Consider the following 15950-nt stretch of genomic DNA (forward strand, 5'->3'; position numbering starts at 1 on the left):
CTGCCTTTTTGCTAAGCTCTTCATCCAAAAAAATGTAAATTTGGAATCTTTAATTAGTCAAAGGTATGGCCAAGAACACTTACAGAAACGATACGCTGGTAGGGCGGAAGAATGAGGTGCGTGGTAAGAACGAGCCACGACGAGCAAATGTGCCGAAGAGTGAGATGCAGCAGAAACAGGCGAAGAAGAAGTTCTCTTTTAAACTTCCTTCTATGCCAACGTTCCGCCTGGGTTTTCTGGGAGACAAGCGTCTGAAGCTGGCAATTGGCTTTACATTCCTGCTCTTTTCATTTTGCCTGACAATTGCTTTTGTATCTTACCTATTCACAGGTAACGCTGATCAGAGTGTAGTGGAGTCAGTGAGTGGCACCGGGCTCAAGGAATCAGGGCAGGAGGCGGAGAACTGGTTGGGTTTATTTGGAGCATGGCTGGCTCATTTCTTTATTTATGACCTGGTAGGCATTGGTGCCTTCTTTATAATCCCTATCCTTTTTGTAGCTGGTTTACGCATTGTTTTCAAACGCGTAACAACTTCAATGACCTATATTCTTGGGCTTTGCAGCTTTAGCATGCTCTGGTTGTGCCTGATGATGGGGTACATAGTGTTTGCCCTGGATGCTGTCGGGCCACTTGGCTTTTTAGGAGGTGGAATAGGTATTGAGGCAGCCACCTGGATGCACAGTTTGATTGGCTGGGGCTCCTGGCTGTTCCTGGGTTTCCTGCTTTTAGTTTTCCTGGTAGGTTTCTTTAACATTACAAGTATAAACTGGGGTAGCAAACCGGATGAAGTGCTAACGGAAAGCGGAGCGCCTGAAAGAAACCATGCCTCCTCTTTGGGAGATGTACTGGGTAATTCTGCAAGAAGTGTTAACCACAACGCCGACCCAACTGCATCGCTGGAATATGAAGAAGAAGAGGAAGATGTGCCTTTTGATGATGAAGACGATGAAATAAACCGTGCGCTGGAGATGGAGCTGAGTACCATTACTCCGAAAGATGAGCCTACGCCAAAGCCGTCAAGCCTGGCATTGGAACTGGATATTGAGGAGGATGATGCTGTCGTACTGGATGGTTTCGATAACCCGGAAGAACCGGAGATGGAACTACAGATAGAGCAAACCCCCGAAGAGGAGGAAGCGCGCGTTTTAGCCGGTGAAAATTATGATCCGACCCTTGACCTGGCCCGGTACCAATACCCACACATTGACCTGCTGACAGACTATGGCAGTAGCAAAATTCAGGTGAGTAAGGAGGAGCTGGAGGCCAATAAAGACAAGATCGTCGATACGCTTGGCCATTACAATATCAGCATAGCCAGCATTAAAGCTACTATCGGGCCCACTGTAACACTATATGAAATAGTGCCGGATGCCGGCGTGCGTATCTCCAAGATCAAAAATCTGGAAGATGATATAGCCCTGAGCTTAGCTGCACTGGGTATCCGTATCATCGCACCGATTCCGGGTAAAGGTACTATTGGTATCGAAGTGCCGAACACCAAGAAAGAGATGGTATCTATCAAATCCATTCTTTCGACGGAGAAATTTATGAAAAGCGACATGGATCTGCCAATCGCTTTTGGTAAAACGATTACCAACGAAGTGTTCATCACTGACCTTGCCAAAATGCCCCACCTGCTTATGGCGGGTGCCACGGGGCAGGGTAAGTCTGTTGGCCTGAACGCTATCCTGACCTCCTTGCTTTACAAGCGCCACCCGTCGCAGCTCAAGTTTGTGCTCGTTGACCCAAAGAAGGTGGAACTATCGCTGTTCAATAAAATTGAGCGCCACTTTTTAGCGAAATTACCTGATAGCGAGGAAGCTATTATCACAGACACAAAAAAAGTAGTGAACACGCTCAACTCCCTTTGTATGGAGATGGACATGCGCTACGATTTGCTGAAGGATGCTGGCTGCCGTAACCTGAAGGAATATAACCGCAAATTTGTGGAGCGCAGACTGAACCCGCAGAAAGGCCATCGGTTTATGCCATACATCGTGCTGGTGATAGATGAGTTGGCCGACCTGATGATGACTGCCGGTAAAGAGGTGGAAACACCGATTGCACGTCTGGCGCAGTTGGCAAGAGCCATTGGTATACACCTGGTAGTTGCTACGCAGCGTCCGTCGGTAAACGTGATCACGGGTATCATTAAAGCAAACTTCCCGGCACGTATCTCCTTTAAAGTGACCTCCAAAATCGACTCCCGTACTATTCTGGATGCCGGTGGAGCCGATCAGTTGATAGGTCAGGGGGATATGCTGTTCTCTATCGGTTCGGACATGGTGCGTATACAGTGTGCTTTTGTGGATACACCGGAAGTAGACAGGATCTGTGAGTTTATCGGAGAGCAGCAGGGCTATAGCGATGCTTACCTGTTACCGGAGTTCGTGGGGGATGAAAGCGGTAATGATAAAGCCGATTTTGATCCAAGCTCTAAAGATTCGTTGTTCGAAGAGGCTGCGCGCATTATTGTACAGCACCAGCAGGGAAGCACTTCTTTGTTACAACGCCGCCTGAAGCTGGGTTACAACCGCGCAGGACGCTTGATTGACCAGTTAGAATCAGCTGGAGTGGTTGGGCCGTTCGAGGGAAGCAAGGCACGTGAAGTTTTAATTCCGGATGAGTACAGTTTGGAACAGTTATTGAATACGATGGGGTAGAAATACCTAACAAGTAAATTATAAACATGAAAAGATTACTCTCTTTATTGCTGGCAGTGATGCTATTTGTAAACCTGGCACAAGCACAGCAAGATCCGAAGGCAGGTAAAATACTGAACGCCATGAGCCAGAAGTATAAAACAATGAAAGCCTTTAAAGCCAACTTTAGCCAGACACTGGAAAACCCGTCGGCCAAAGTAAAAGAAACAATGAACGGCGATATCTTGGTAAGTGGAAATAAGTATCGATTGGGTGTGAGTGGGCAAGAGGTTATCAGCGATGGTAAGCTTATGTGGACCTACCTGAAGGATGCCAATGAAGTAACCATCACAGAAACTGACGATGAGGCTGAAAGCATGTCGCCGAGCAAGATATTTGACATGTATAAGAAAGGATACAAATATGCTTATGCAGGTGCAGAGACAATTGAAGGTGCAAAGTATGATGTGATCGAATTATCTCCGGAAGACCGTACAAACCCAATATTTAAGGTTCGTCTCTTCATCAACCAAAAAGACAAGACTTTAAAGAGCTGGCAGATGTTCCGTAACAACGGTAACCGCTATACTTATACTATCAAGAATTTTCAGTCTAACCCAACGCTTGCTTCCGATGCCTTTTCATTTAATAAGGCAAAGTATAAAGGGGTAAACGTGGTTGACCTTAGATAATACAACCATTTTATGATCTGGAAAAGGCTGCTCCGTTTGGGGCAGCCTTTTCTGCTTTAATTCCCTTATTTATGATTTTGTTTTACCTCTTCGTATAAGATGATACTTTTGTATAAACCTTAGCAAAGAACCATCGCCATGACCAGAGAACATCTCTTCGAACAGATCCTGCTAAAAAAGTCTTACCTGTGTGTGGGGTTGGATACAGATCCCAAAAAATTGCCTGAACACCTCCTTGATACTGAGGACCCGGTATTGGAATTTAACAGGCAGATAATTGAAGCAACTGCCGACCTCTGCGTAGCCTACAAACCTAACATTGCCTTTTATGAGGCACAAGGGCCAAAGGGATGGGTTAGCCTGGAAAAAACGCTGCAGTACATTCCCAAAGAGATATTTACGATTGCTGATGCCAAGCGGGGCGACATCGGGAACACTTCAGAACTATACGCACGCGCGTTTTTCGAGACTTTTAAATTCGACTCAGTTACGGTTGCTCCTTACATGGGGGCAGATTCTGTGAAACCTTTCCTTGTGCAGGGTGGCAAATGGGTAATACTATTAGCGCTTACTTCAAACGCAGGCAGCCAGGACTTCCAGATGCTGAAGCTGGCAGATGGTAGTGAAGAGTATTTGTTTGAGCAGGTGCTGCGGGAAAGTTCCACGTGGGCCACAGCCGGACAAATGATGTATGTGGTTGGTGCCACGCAGGCAGACTATGTTGCGCGCGTGAGAAAGATTGTGCCAAACCATTTCCTGCTTGTTCCGGGCGTTGGCGCACAAGGCGGTAGCCTGGAAGAGATCTCCCGATCAGGTATGAATCAGCAGTGCGGTTTGCTGGTGAACTCTTCCCGCGGAATCATATACGCCTCCTCTGGGCGTGATTTTGCAGAGAAAGCACGAGAAGCAGCACTAAAGGTTCAGCAGGAGATGGCAATATACCTGGAGCAGTTCGTGCAGCATTTGTAGGTTTATTTTAAGCGGGTAAAATGAAGATCGTTGTTATAGGAGCAGGTGGAGTAGGGGGGTATTTTGGCGGGAAACTGGCTAAAGCTGGTTTCGATGTTACTTTTTTGGCCAGAGGGGCACATCTAGAAGCCATGAAAGTAAATGGCTTAACTGTAAAAAGTTTACAGGGCGATTTTCATGTTGACCAGGTGCAAGCCACTGATAGCATAAGCGGAATAGGACAGGCAGATCTGATCATACTTGGTGTAAAGGCTTGGCAGATTAAAGAGATAGCAAAGGATTTAAAACCAATCTTACATGCTGACACACTTGTACTGCCCTTGCAAAATGGCGTGTTAGCTATTGATGAACTAAAAGAATACATTCCGGGGCATAATATACTTGGGGGCCTCTGCCGGATTATCAGTAAAATAGATGCTCCGGGCGTAATCAACCATTTCGGAGTAGTACCGACAATCGTTTTCGGGGAAACCGATAAGTCACGCTCCGAACGAACGCAACAAGTAAAAACTATATTTGATAAAGCTGGAATAGAGTCGCAGCTATCTGATGATATTTATGCGGATCTTTGGAAAAAATTTACTTCGATCTGTATAAGCGGCCTTTTGGCTGTGTCCCGGACTACTTACGGAGAGCTAAGGGAGTTAAAAGAAACCAGGCAACTGATGGTCGAATTATTACGCGAGATCCATCAGCTGTCTCAAAAAGTGGGCATTGACATCCAGCCCGATTTTCCTGATAAAGTTGTAGCCTTTATAGATACCTTGCCCTATGATTCAACTGCATCATTAACCAGGGACGTGCTACAAGGAAAGCCTTCAGAAATCGAGTATCAGAATGGTACAGTAGTTAGACTTGGTGAAATATATGGCGTGGATACACCGGTAAACAGGTTTATTTACAGCTCAATTTTACCAATGGAAATAAAAGCGAGGAAGGTTAAAGTTTAAACGGCAAAACATACGCGGGCACTTTCATAAACCGGGAGCCACATAAAAGAGATAATCAATATGAACAACAACGACATAATACGCAGGCTCCGTTATACTTTCGATTTTAGTGACGCTAAGATGATAGAGGTGTTTGGATTGGCAAACAAAGAGGTAACACGTGCACAGGTGAGCGACTGGCTTAAAAAAGAGGAAGATCCAGAGTATAAGGAACTGGACGATGAAAACCTGGCAATTTTTCTGAACGGACTGATCATAGACATGCGTGGTAAGAAAGAAGGTCCGCAACCGATACCGGAAAAGCAGCTGAACAATAACATCATCCTCCGTAAGCTCAAGATAGCTCTCAATCTAAAAGATGATGACATGCTGGATATACTTGAACTGGTCAATTTCAGGCTGAGCAAGCACGAACTGAGCGCCTTTTTCCGTAACCCCAGCCAAAGCCAGTACAGGCCTTTAAAAGACCAGATACTGCGTAATTTCCTACACGGTATGCAGCTAAGATACCATGACAACCAAGCTATTTAGTTTACTATTTTGTGGTAAAGCTTAGCGAATCATTTTAAAACCGGCAACGTGAAAGAAGATTTCCTGCACTACATCTGGCGGCATCAATACTTTGTTAAAACAAACTTAGCAACTACTGATGGAGAGCTGCTGCAAGTATTGCGGGTTGGTTATTACAATACCGATACCGGGCCAGACTTTAAGGAAACCATCCTGAAGATCGGAGATGTAGAGTGGTCAGGAAGTGCTGAAGTCCATATCAGAGCATCGGACTGGTACCGGCATCAGCATCAGACGGATGCAAAGTATGACCAGGTTGTGCTGCATGTGGTATGGGAGGCCGATAAAGCAGTACACCGCCAGGATGGCAGCCAGGTGCCTGTACTTGAACTGAAGAACAGGGTAGACCTGAAGTTGCTTCACACCTATGAGCAGTTGCAACAGGCCCGGTCTACGATTCCATGCGCTGCCTTTTGGCCCGCAGTACCCGAAGTAACCAAGCTAAGTATGATGGAGCGCTCCCTGATAGAGCGGCTTGAATTGAAAGGAGAGGAGGGGCTGCAGATAGCCAGGGCTTATGGGAATGATTGGGAGCAGACAGCTTACCATATTTTACTACGTGCTTTGGGATTTAAAACAAATCAGCTGGCTTTTGAACAATTAGCGAAAGCAGTGCCCCAAAAAGTGGTGAGGCAGCATCAGGCATCGCAGTTCCAGTTGGAAGCGCTGCTCTTTGGCCAGGCTGGTTTCCTGAATGAAGCACAGGATGATTACACCTTGATATTGCAAAAGGAACATGCTTTTCTGAGCCACAAGTATAAGTTGCAGCCACTGGCCATGCAGCTGCACCAATGGAATTTCCTGAGAATGCGCCCTGGTAATTTCCCGACGATGCGGATAGCCCAGTTGGCAGCTCTGCTACACCACGAGGCAGGTATTTTTTCTAATCTGCTGGAGTCAAGCGATATGAAAGCTGTAGTATCCTGGTTCAGGTCGGAGGTTTCGGAGTATTGGCAGCAGCATTACATGTTTGGCAGAAAATCGAAGGCTTCCCAGGCTGCTATGGGCAAGAGCAGTGCCCAAAATCTGTTCATTAATGCCGTCGTGCCGCTGCTGGCAGCCTATGGCAGCTATAGCGGTAACAGGCGGCTTTTAGACAAAGCCATTGACGTGCTGGAACAGCTGCGGGAAGAAAGCAATCAGTATACCCGGAAATACGAAGACCTGGGTTGGAGAGCGAAGTCAGCCGCTGATAACCAGGCTGCATTAGGGCTTTATAAGTTATACTGTGCGCCAGTAAACTGCATGCATTGCGGGGTAGGAAATAAAATAATGAAGCAAAATAGCCCTGCTGCATGAATTCAGTAATTTTTGTCCTGAATATAGGGTTGCTGTCTTTACTGGTCTGGGCACTTTGGAAGCGACCTGTTTTAAATGAAATTAGGCCATTTGTATTACCAGGGTTATTCTTGAAACTTGCCTGTGGTATAGCGTTAGGACTTCTTTACCACCATTACTATCAGGAAGGCGATACGCTTACTTTTAAAAATGCATCTCTGCACCTCTCAGCATATGCAAAGGAAAACCCGGTAGCCTATATCCGTTTGCTACTTTTTAATGAGTTTAGTAGCGACAGCTTAAGGGCCTCGCTGCCTTTTACACGTTTCCCAAACTTTTCAAATTCATTCTTCTTTCTGAAATTACTCAGTGCCCTGAACCTGCTTACCAATAACAGTTACTACTTAAATTCACTCTACCTGTCCTTGTTCAGTTTTTGGGGCACAGCAATGCTGGTTGCTACGCTTGTAAGGCTGGAGCCTACGCATAAACAAGCCTCTGTCATTGCTTTTTTCTTCTTCCCTACGGTAGTGTTCTGGAGCTCAGGGGTGCTGAAAGATCCATTGGTTTTCGGGAGTATGTGCTGGCTAGTTGCGATAGCTTTACAGCTTGCAGCCGGCAAGTCTTTAAGTAAAATAAACTGGCTTTTACTGCCCCTGATGCTCTATTTGTTTATAAGGATCAAGTTTTTCCTTGCCCTGCTTCTGCTGCCGCTGCTGTTACTTTACGGGTTAGTAAAAATTATAGCTAGGCAAACAAGCTACCTTAACTCAATGGTTTCACAGCTGCTGGCTATGCTGCTGCTGGCAGTTGCATTTGGATTACTGGGGGCAACTCTTGTAGCAGAATACGACAATGCATTCTTCTACCACAATCTTGTCTACACCTACCAGGAGATGCTAGAACTGTCGGTTGGGCAGCCGCACATCGTATTCCGGCAACTGGACCCGAACCTGACCAGCATGCTGGCGAATGCACCAGAAGCATTATTTGGGGCTATTTTCAGGCCATTTGTCTGGGAGGCAATAAACCCGCTGCATCTACTTATGGGCCTGGAGAATTTGATATTAATGGCTTTGACAGCGCTTTTTGTATCGTCGTTGTTTACAGGCAGGTTAAAACTACCTACTATGATGCAACTGTTGTTCATCCTGGTAGTGGTAGCTTTCGGAGTCATCATTGGCCTCACTACGCCTAACTTTGGTACGCTTAGCCGCTACAGAATTGCGTTCCTGCCTTTTTTAGTTTATCTGCTGTTGCAAAATCGTTATGCTAAGCGTCTGCTGCTACCAATCCGGAAATAGGCATATTTTAAAACTCCCGAGCTTCTTTGTACCTTTGCGCTTTATTTAAGAAACTTATGCAAAATCCTGTAATCATATTAGGCGCCCAGAAACTGGGAACTGCTGCCCTGGACATTTTCAATAGTAATAATGTAGTAGTGTATTGTTTTCTGGATGATAACCAGAAGCTACAGCAGCAGGAAGTGAACAATATTGCTGTAATGGGCAGCACAGAAGATAATGAGTTTCTGAAACTTGTAGGCAAAACATGCGATGTGTTTGTGGCTCTGGAAGATGTTGCTGCGCGCAAAGGCCTGATAAAAATGCTGAAAGAAGACCATAAGGTAGTGCCTGTAAACGCCATCCACCGTTTTAGCGCTGTTTCTGAATTTGCCTGGTTAGGGCACGGGAACATGGTTGCCGCCGGAGCCGTGATAAACAACAATGCAAAGATCGGAAACCACAATCTGGTGCATTCCAACGCTGTTGTAGATGCCTATGCTGAACTGGGAGATTTTATACAGGTGGGTGCCGGTGCAGTGATCAATGCGGAGGTAGTTGTTGGAGATGGCGCATTTATCGGTACAGGCGCAGTTATAGTGTCCGGTGTGAAAATTGGTAAAAATGCCCGTATCGGTGCTGGTGCTGTAGTGGTAGCTGACGTGCCTGCCAAAGCAACTGTTTTCGGCAATCCTGCTGCTCCTATCAAATAAACTTTTATACTTGTTCCTGCTGTTAAAAAGCTAAACTGATGAAAATCATTTTTTAAGCACGAAAGCAGTTTCTAAATTTGTACCTGTATCAGTTGATACTCTAGCAAAAATAGAGTCAGAACATAGCTCTGAAAGAGCGCATTTTTAAAAACACTAAGCTGAAACTTAGCAGTTATGAACAAACCCTATAGCATTTTACTTTACTACTGCTACGCGCAGATAGACAATGCGGAGGAGTATCGTGATGAGCATCACCTCCTGTGCCTGAATTTAAACCTGCTGGGCCGTATTATTGTGTCAGATGAAGGACTGAACGGTACTGTTTCCGGTTTAAAAGAAGATTGCGAAAAGTATATGGCCGCCCTTAAGGCTGATCCGCGTTTCGCTAAAACCGATTTCAAAATTGATGAATCGGATGAACACGCCTTTACAAAGTTGCATGTGCGCTATAAGTCAGAAATTGTGCACTCTGGCTTAAGGCACATTGACCCAAACAAACGTACAGGCGTGCACCTTACACCGCAGGAATTTAAAGCCCTCAAAGACCAGGAAGATGTTGTGGTGCTGGATGTTCGCTCAGACTACGAACACAGCGTTGGGCGATTCAAGAATGCGGTAACACTTGATATTGAAAATTTCCGTGAGTTCCCGGATAAGGTGAACGAACTGAAAGAGAAGTATAAAGACAAGAAAGTACTGACCTACTGCACAGGCGGTATCAAGTGCGAGAAAGCAAGTGCTTTTTTGCTTGATCAGGGCTTTGAGAATGTTTACCAGCTCCATGGCGGTATCATCAAGTATGGAATGGAAGCCGGAGGCGAAGACTTTGAAGGGAAGTGCTACGTTTTCGACAACCGTGTGGCTGTGGATGTTAATAAAGTGAACCCAACAGTAGTTTCAGAATGCTATGTGTGCGGCACGAAAGATGACCGCATGGTAAACTGCGCGAACCCGGTTTGCAACCTGCATGTGCCGATCTGCGAAAAGTGCGGATGGGAAATGGAAGGAGCCTGCTCGGATGCGTGTAAGGAGCATCCTGAAAAACGTGCATACGATGGAACAGGCTATTACCAGAAAGAAATGAATGGCTATAATCCTTTAAAAGGATTCAACCGAAAGAAGAAAACTGACGTACATATATAAGTATTCTCTAAAGCTCAAGAAAAGCGTGACCACAAGTGGTCACGCTTTTCGTTTTTTATATCTTTACAGGTCCCTCTCCTGAGGCCACTTACAAAAAGAAACACAAATAAAATGGCTGCAATTCCAGAATCAGAACTCATAATTAACGAAAATGGTACTATCTACCATTTAAACCTGCTACCAGAGCACATATCTGACACTATCATTACTGTCGGGGATCCGGACCGCGTAGCTAAGGTTAGCAGGCACTTCGACAATATAGAGGTAGAAATAGCAAAGCGAGAGTTTGTGACCCATACCGGGTATTATAAAGGCAAACGACTGACAGTTATCTCTACAGGCATGGGTACCGATAATATCGATATCCTGATGAATGAGCTGGATGCACTGGTAAATATTGACTTCGTAAGCAGGGAACCCAACGAAGAGAAGATAAAACTTAAGATCGTACGCGTTGGTACCTCCGGGTCCCTTCAGGAAGATGTGCCATTGGGTAGCCATTTGGCGTCTCGTAGTGCCGTTGGCCTGGATACCCTGATGGAGTTTTACCCGCTGGAACAGAACGAGGAAGAACAAAGCATCGGATCGGCGTTGCAGAAAGAATTGGGCATCAGCTTCAGGCCATACTGCGTAAGTGCGTCGGAGGAGCTGTTTCAGAAAATTGCTTTCGATATGCTACCTGGCAATACGCTTACTTGTCCCGGGTTCTACGCTCCACAAGGACGTGTGCTACGCGCTGGTTTAAAGAACAAACAGTTGCTGGACAAGTACAACACATTCAGGCACAATGAATTCCTGCTTACAAATTTTGAAATGGAGACAGCGGGTTACTACAGTATGGGGCGTTTGCTTGGGCATGAGGTATTATCGCTGAATGCAATTGTCGCTAACCGCATCACACAGAAATTTGCCGACAACGCAGAAGAAGTTATCGATAACCTGATCATAAAAGTTCTGGACCGTATCTAATTCAGAAGAGACCCACATGAAACACAAAAGGCAGCCACTGTATGGCTGCCTTTTGTGTTTCATGTGGTTTAAATTTAAAAAAATTCTATTCCAATAATCGAGGCGATAGGTATGGCACAGCCTGCTTTCAGGGTCATGTACATATCATCCACCGCCCACACAGTAGTGTCTACTCGTTTCAGAAGCCCTTCCAGTGTCTTGAACGTGATCTCTACTTTTCCACGATATGCGTTCCCTAACATGGAGGCCCTGTTCAGATCCCACATCCGCTTTTTTCTTGCCTCTGGATCTTTTAAAACATCATCTTTCCCAAAATGAAAAGATGGGATCTCCTCTTTTTCTACGAGGGGAGCAGCTTGGTTAACTGGCGTGTTCATAACAGCATTTATATAAGTAAATAACTGCCTAATGTAGTTATTTACTATACGAAAGCTAATATCAAACAAGATATATTTTTAGCTAAAGTTTCTGCATGAATTCCAGTGTGTCTACGCCATCAGCATAGTCCCAAAGCATTGGGCGCTGTGCCTCTCCAAACGGGATACTGCCCTCCAGCCAACCATGTGCTGACACGATGCACTGCGTCTTATCTTTTACGTTCTCCAGCTTGGAGCGCAGGTCTGCCAGCGATGTAAAGGTTTCGTAGAAAAGCACCGAAATAGGTGATACAAGGTTGCTGCTTTCCTGTACCAGTAAAAAGCCATTGTCGAAGTGAGGTACGCGGTTTACCAGAAGTATTGACTTGTTGTAATCGTAGTTGTTCCGATACTTATGGTGATCCAGAACATGCTCTCTGGCGGCATTGGCTTCAAAAAATTTATCAAATTTATAGCCTGCAGGCACAAAAACTTTTGAAACGTTGCGGCAGCCCAGTCCGAAATACCTAAAAATATCTTCTCCTAGATCCTGCAGATCATCCTGCTCTTCATGGCCTGTTAATATACCAATGCTGCTCCTGTTCTTACGGATAATATGCGGACGCTTGGCAAAGTAGTATTCAAAATAGCGCGCCGTGTTATCTGAACCAGTGGCAATTATAGCATCAGCATCTTTTAACATTGGCACAAACTCAATGCTGGTAGCAAAAGCGGGCTCGATAGCAATCAGCATGTCAGCAAGCTTCTTCATCAGTACCTCATCATCCGAACTAAGCTTAGCCAACAGGTAATGCCCGCTTATCAGCACAGCAAGAAAATCGTGGAAACCAACCATCGGAATGTTGCCCGCCATGACCACTCCAACTTTTTTTGGTGTAACCTCTTTGAGGTGGTAAGGGTAAAGCCATTCACGCAGGTATTGCTCCTGTAACATGGTGCCAATACCATTTATGGCGCACGTAACGTTCTCCTCAGTGAACCACGGATTGCGCGAAGCTGCCAAACGGGCCCATGTTGCATGGTCTTCCGGAGTAAGGCTTTGAATCTGTTTTCCTAGCTCAATAAAGGCTTCTATCCTGTTCTCTAAGGTCATGGCGATGTGCGTAAGGTAAAAATTATTTGATAAGGATACTTATTGTTCCTAATTTTGTTTGTTAAACAAAGTAGAATACAAAAGTATAAAAAATATACAGGAGATACGACTATGGCGATAATGATAACCGATGAGTGTATAAACTGCGGAGCCTGCGAACCAGAATGCCCTAATACTGCTATTTATGAAGGCGGTATGGAATGGACCTGGGGGGGTGGTACCGATCTGAAGGAGGTAGAGATTGATGGCGGAGAGATCATCCCGGGTGATGCTGCGCAAACACCTATTTCAGATGAGTTTTACTATATCGTTTCAGATAAGTGTACGGAGTGCATGGGCTTCCATGAAGAGCCGCAGTGTGCTGCCGTTTGCCCTGTGGACTGCTGCGTAGACGACCCCGACTACCGCGAGACAGAGGAAGAGTTATTGGCTAAGAAAGACTGGCTGCATCAGGCCAGCTAAATTCATTTTACCTAAAGCCTTAAAGCCTGCCTCTCCGGCAGGCTTTTGTTTTTATTACCCTTTATTAAGAGGCTGTCCGGTTTAGGAAATAATCTAGGCCTATTTATTTTAGAAAATTCCCTAATTTTACTTTTTAGCACATTACGCCGAAAATAACAGTATAAGATGTCGATTGCAACGAAATATAATCCCAGGGACGTAGAGAAAAAGTGGTACGATAGCTGGATGCAGCACGGATTCTTCCACTCTGAGCCCAACCCAAATAAAGAGCCATATACTATCGTGATCCCGCCGCCTAACGTAACGGGCGTACTGCACATGGGGCACATGCTTAACAATACCATTCAGGATGTACTGATCCGCCGTGCACGTATGCAGGGCAAAGAGGCATGCTGGGTGCCCGGCACTGACCACGCCTCCATTGCTACTGAGGCAAAAGTTGTGGCTTTGCTAAAGGAGCGTGGCATCAATAAAAAGGACCTGACACGGGATGAATTCTTAACCTACGCCTGGGAATGGAAAGAGAAGTATGGCGGGATCATCCTGGAGCAGCTGAAAAAGCTGGGTGCATCCTGCGACTGGGAGCGTACCCGTTTTACGATGGAAGAAGATCTGTCTGCAGCCGTTGTTGATGTGTTTGTAGACCTTTACCGCAAAGGCCGTATTTACCGTGGTGTACGCATGGTAAACTGGGACCCTCAAGGCGGAACTGCCCTTTCAGATGAAGAGGTGCTTCCGAAAGACACCATGGCTAAAATGTACTACCTGCAGTATGAAGTAGTATCAGACAGCGCCACAACGGAGCCAACCTTTATTACTGTAGCTACTTCCCGCCCTGAAACGATCATGGCCGACGTTGCCGTGGCAGTTAACCCGAACGATGAGCGTTACACGCACCTGCATGGCAAGTCAGTTCGTATTCCGCTGCTTGGGAAGGAAATACCGGTAATTCTGGATGAGTATGTTACCATCGATTTCGGTACAGGTGCCCTAAAAGTAACACCAGCCCACGACCTGAATGACTATGAACTGGGGCAGAAGCACAAGCTGCCTACAATCGATATCCTGAACAACGATGGTACCCTTAACGAGCAGGCCCAGCTTTATGTAGGGCAGGATCGTTTTGCGGCGCGCCGAAATATTGTAAAAGACCTTCAGGAGGCTGGCTTACTGGTGAAGATCGAAGAATATGCCAGCGTACTGCAGACTTCGGAACGTACCGGGGCTGTAATTGAGCCGCGTTTGTCTATGCAGTGGTTCTGCAAGATGGATGACCTGGCGCAGCCTGCGCTGGAAGCAGTGATGAACGATGACATTCGCCTGCATCCACCAAAATTCAAGAACATGTACCGCTCCTGGATGGAGAACATCCGCGACTGGTGCATTTCACGCCAGTTATGGTGGGGGCAGCGTATTCCTGCTTATTACCTGCCAGATGGCACATTTGTGGTCGCTTCGTCTGCTGAAGAAGCCCTGGACTTAGCGCATAAGCAAAATGGCAACGAGAATCTGCAACTGTCTGACCTGCGCCAGGATGAAGACGTGCTGGATACCTGGTTCTCCTCATGGCTATGGCCTATCTCCGTTTTTGATGGCTTTAAGGACCCTGATAACAAGGATATTTTATACTACTACCCAACCAACGACCTGGTAACAGCACCTGAGATCCTTTTCTTCTGGGTAGCACGTATGATCATGGCCGGTTACGAATTCCGTAACGAGATGCCTTTCAAGAACGTGTACCTGACAGGTATCGTGCGTGATGCGCAAGGGCGTAAAATGTCTAAATCACTGGGTAACTCACCTGATCCGCTGGACCTGATCGAACAGTATGGTGCCGATGGCGTGCGTGCAGGTATGTTGTTTAGTTCACCTGCCGGTAACGACCTGTTGTTTGATGAGAAATTGGTGGAGCAGGGGCGTAACTTCAGCAACAAGATCTGGAATGCATTCAGGTTGATTAAAGGATGGGAAGTAGATGAAAGTCTGCCATTCCCGAATGAAACTGCTACAAAATGGTTTGATTCACGCTTTAACGAGGCATTTGTACAGATTGAAGATCACTTCAGCAAATTCCGTATCTCGGATGCCTTACTTACTGTGTATAAGCTGGTGTGGGATGATTTCTGCTCGAATTACCTCGAGATGATCAAGCCGGCCTACCAGCAGCCAATTGATAAGCAGACAATTGACACGACTGTTGGCTTCCTGGAAAAGGTGCTGAAGGTGCTGCATCCATTTATGCCGTTCATTACTGAGGAGATCTGGCATGAACTAAAAGAGCGCAAAGCGAAGGAGTACCTGATCGTGTCAGAGTGGCCTAAGAGAGATAAATTTGATAAGAAGCTGATCGAGCAGATGGAGAGTGTGCTGAACGTGGTTGGTTCTATCCGTAACATTCGCAACTCTAAAAATATTGCCAGCTCCAAACAGCTTGACCTGTTCATCAAAGAACTGAGCCACGATCATTATGATCCGTATATCGGTGTTATGCGAAAGCTCGCTAACCTGAATGAGGTGAAGTTTGTTAAAGAAAATGTGGAAGGCGCAATAAGCTTCATCGTATCCGGAGATGAGTTTTTCATACCGATGGAAGGCAACATTGACGTTGAAGCAGAGCGTGAGCGTTTGCAGAAGGAACTGGAGTATACGAAGGGCTTCCTGGTGGCAGTAGATAAAAAGCTTAGCAATGAGCGTTTCGTAAGTGGTGCCCCAGAGGCAGTGATTGCCAACGAACGCAAGAAAAAAGCTGATGCCGAAGCCAAGATCAACGCGATACAGCAAAGCCTGGCTTCTTTGTAAGCTTACT

The 15950-nt window shown here is 45.9% G+C and carries 14 protein-coding genes; 12 read left to right on the forward strand and 2 right to left on the reverse strand.

Translation table 11 applies throughout. From position 1 onward, the window contains the following. Nucleotides 1–65 precede the first annotated feature (65 nt). From ACSX1A_RS00810 to ACSX1A_RS00855, 10 genes are all read left to right on the forward strand, one after another. The gene (locus ACSX1A_RS00810; RefSeq protein ID WP_439881701.1) at nucleotides 66–2663 is read left to right on the forward strand and encodes a DNA translocase FtsK 4TM domain-containing protein; all 2598 of its coding nucleotides are present in this window, start codon (nucleotides 66–68) and stop codon (nucleotides 2661–2663) included. A 26-nt stretch (nucleotides 2664–2689) separates the two neighbouring features. Continuing rightward, entirely contained in the window at nucleotides 2690–3334 is a 645-nt protein-coding gene (locus ACSX1A_RS00815; RefSeq protein ID WP_439881702.1) for a LolA family protein, read from the forward strand. A gap of 138 nt (nucleotides 3335–3472) precedes the next feature. Further along, entirely contained in the window at nucleotides 3473–4303 is an 831-nt protein-coding gene (gene pyrF / locus ACSX1A_RS00820) for an orotidine-5'-phosphate decarboxylase (protein ID WP_439881703.1), read from the forward strand. Between the two features lie 20 nt (nucleotides 4304–4323). Beyond that, nucleotides 4324–5253 carry a ketopantoate reductase family protein gene (locus ACSX1A_RS00825; protein ID WP_439881704.1) on the forward strand — a complete coding sequence of 310 codons (930 nt, stop codon included), beginning with the start codon at nucleotides 4324–4326 and terminating at the stop codon, nucleotides 5251–5253. A gap of 60 nt (nucleotides 5254–5313) precedes the next feature. After that, the gene (locus ACSX1A_RS00830; protein ID WP_439881705.1) at nucleotides 5314–5784 is read left to right on the forward strand and encodes a DUF1456 family protein; all 471 of its coding nucleotides are present in this window, start codon (nucleotides 5314–5316) and stop codon (nucleotides 5782–5784) included. 48 nt (nucleotides 5785–5832) lie between these two features. Then, nucleotides 5833–7122, forward strand: coding sequence for a DUF2851 family protein (locus tag ACSX1A_RS00835; RefSeq protein ID WP_439881706.1), 1290 nt, complete (start codon nucleotides 5833–5835; stop codon nucleotides 7120–7122). Continuing rightward, a complete protein-coding gene (locus ACSX1A_RS00840; RefSeq protein WP_439881707.1) occupies nucleotides 7119–8405 on the forward strand; it encodes a hypothetical protein in 1287 nt (428 codons plus the stop codon). Before ACSX1A_RS00835 ends, ACSX1A_RS00840 begins: the two co-directional genes overlap by 4 nt. 56 nt (nucleotides 8406–8461) lie before the next feature. Then, nucleotides 8462–9097, forward strand: coding sequence for a NeuD/PglB/VioB family sugar acetyltransferase (locus tag ACSX1A_RS00845; RefSeq protein WP_439881708.1), 636 nt, complete (start codon nucleotides 8462–8464; stop codon nucleotides 9095–9097). A 174-nt stretch (nucleotides 9098–9271) separates the two neighbouring features. After that, a complete protein-coding gene (trhO, locus tag ACSX1A_RS00850; RefSeq protein WP_439881709.1) occupies nucleotides 9272–10240 on the forward strand; it encodes an oxygen-dependent tRNA uridine(34) hydroxylase TrhO in 969 nt (322 codons plus the stop codon). Nucleotides 10241–10351: 111 nt separating this feature from the next. Beyond that, nucleotides 10352–11209 (forward strand): nucleoside phosphorylase, encoded by an 858-nt coding sequence (locus tag ACSX1A_RS00855; protein WP_439881710.1) that lies wholly within the window; start codon nucleotides 10352–10354, stop codon nucleotides 11207–11209. A 74-nt stretch (nucleotides 11210–11283) separates the two neighbouring features. Here the strand turns inward: ACSX1A_RS00855 and ACSX1A_RS00860 are convergent, their stop codons facing one another. Then, nucleotides 11284–11586: a hypothetical protein gene (locus ACSX1A_RS00860; protein WP_439881711.1), complete on the reverse strand. Its 303-nt coding sequence runs from the start codon at nucleotides 11584–11586 to the stop codon at nucleotides 11284–11286. An 82-nt stretch (nucleotides 11587–11668) separates the two neighbouring features. Continuing rightward, complete coding sequence (locus ACSX1A_RS00865; RefSeq protein ID WP_439881712.1) at nucleotides 11669–12679, reverse strand: acyl-CoA reductase; 1011 nt, start codon at nucleotides 12677–12679, stop codon at nucleotides 11669–11671. Between the two features lie 111 nt (nucleotides 12680–12790). On the opposite strand from ACSX1A_RS00865, the gene ACSX1A_RS00870 reads away from it, so the two are divergent. Next, nucleotides 12791–13141 (forward strand): 4Fe-4S binding protein, encoded by a 351-nt coding sequence (locus ACSX1A_RS00870; protein ID WP_439881713.1) that lies wholly within the window; start codon nucleotides 12791–12793, stop codon nucleotides 13139–13141. A gap of 165 nt (nucleotides 13142–13306) precedes the next feature. Then, a complete protein-coding gene (locus ACSX1A_RS00875) occupies nucleotides 13307–15943 on the forward strand; it encodes a valine--tRNA ligase (RefSeq protein WP_439881714.1) in 2637 nt (878 codons plus the stop codon). Nucleotides 15944–15950: the final 7 nt, after the last annotated feature.

The organism is Pontibacter sp. MBLB2868 (assembly GCF_051904785.1).
In the GTDB taxonomy this organism is placed as follows: Bacteria; Bacteroidota; Bacteroidia; order Cytophagales; family Hymenobacteraceae; genus Pontibacter.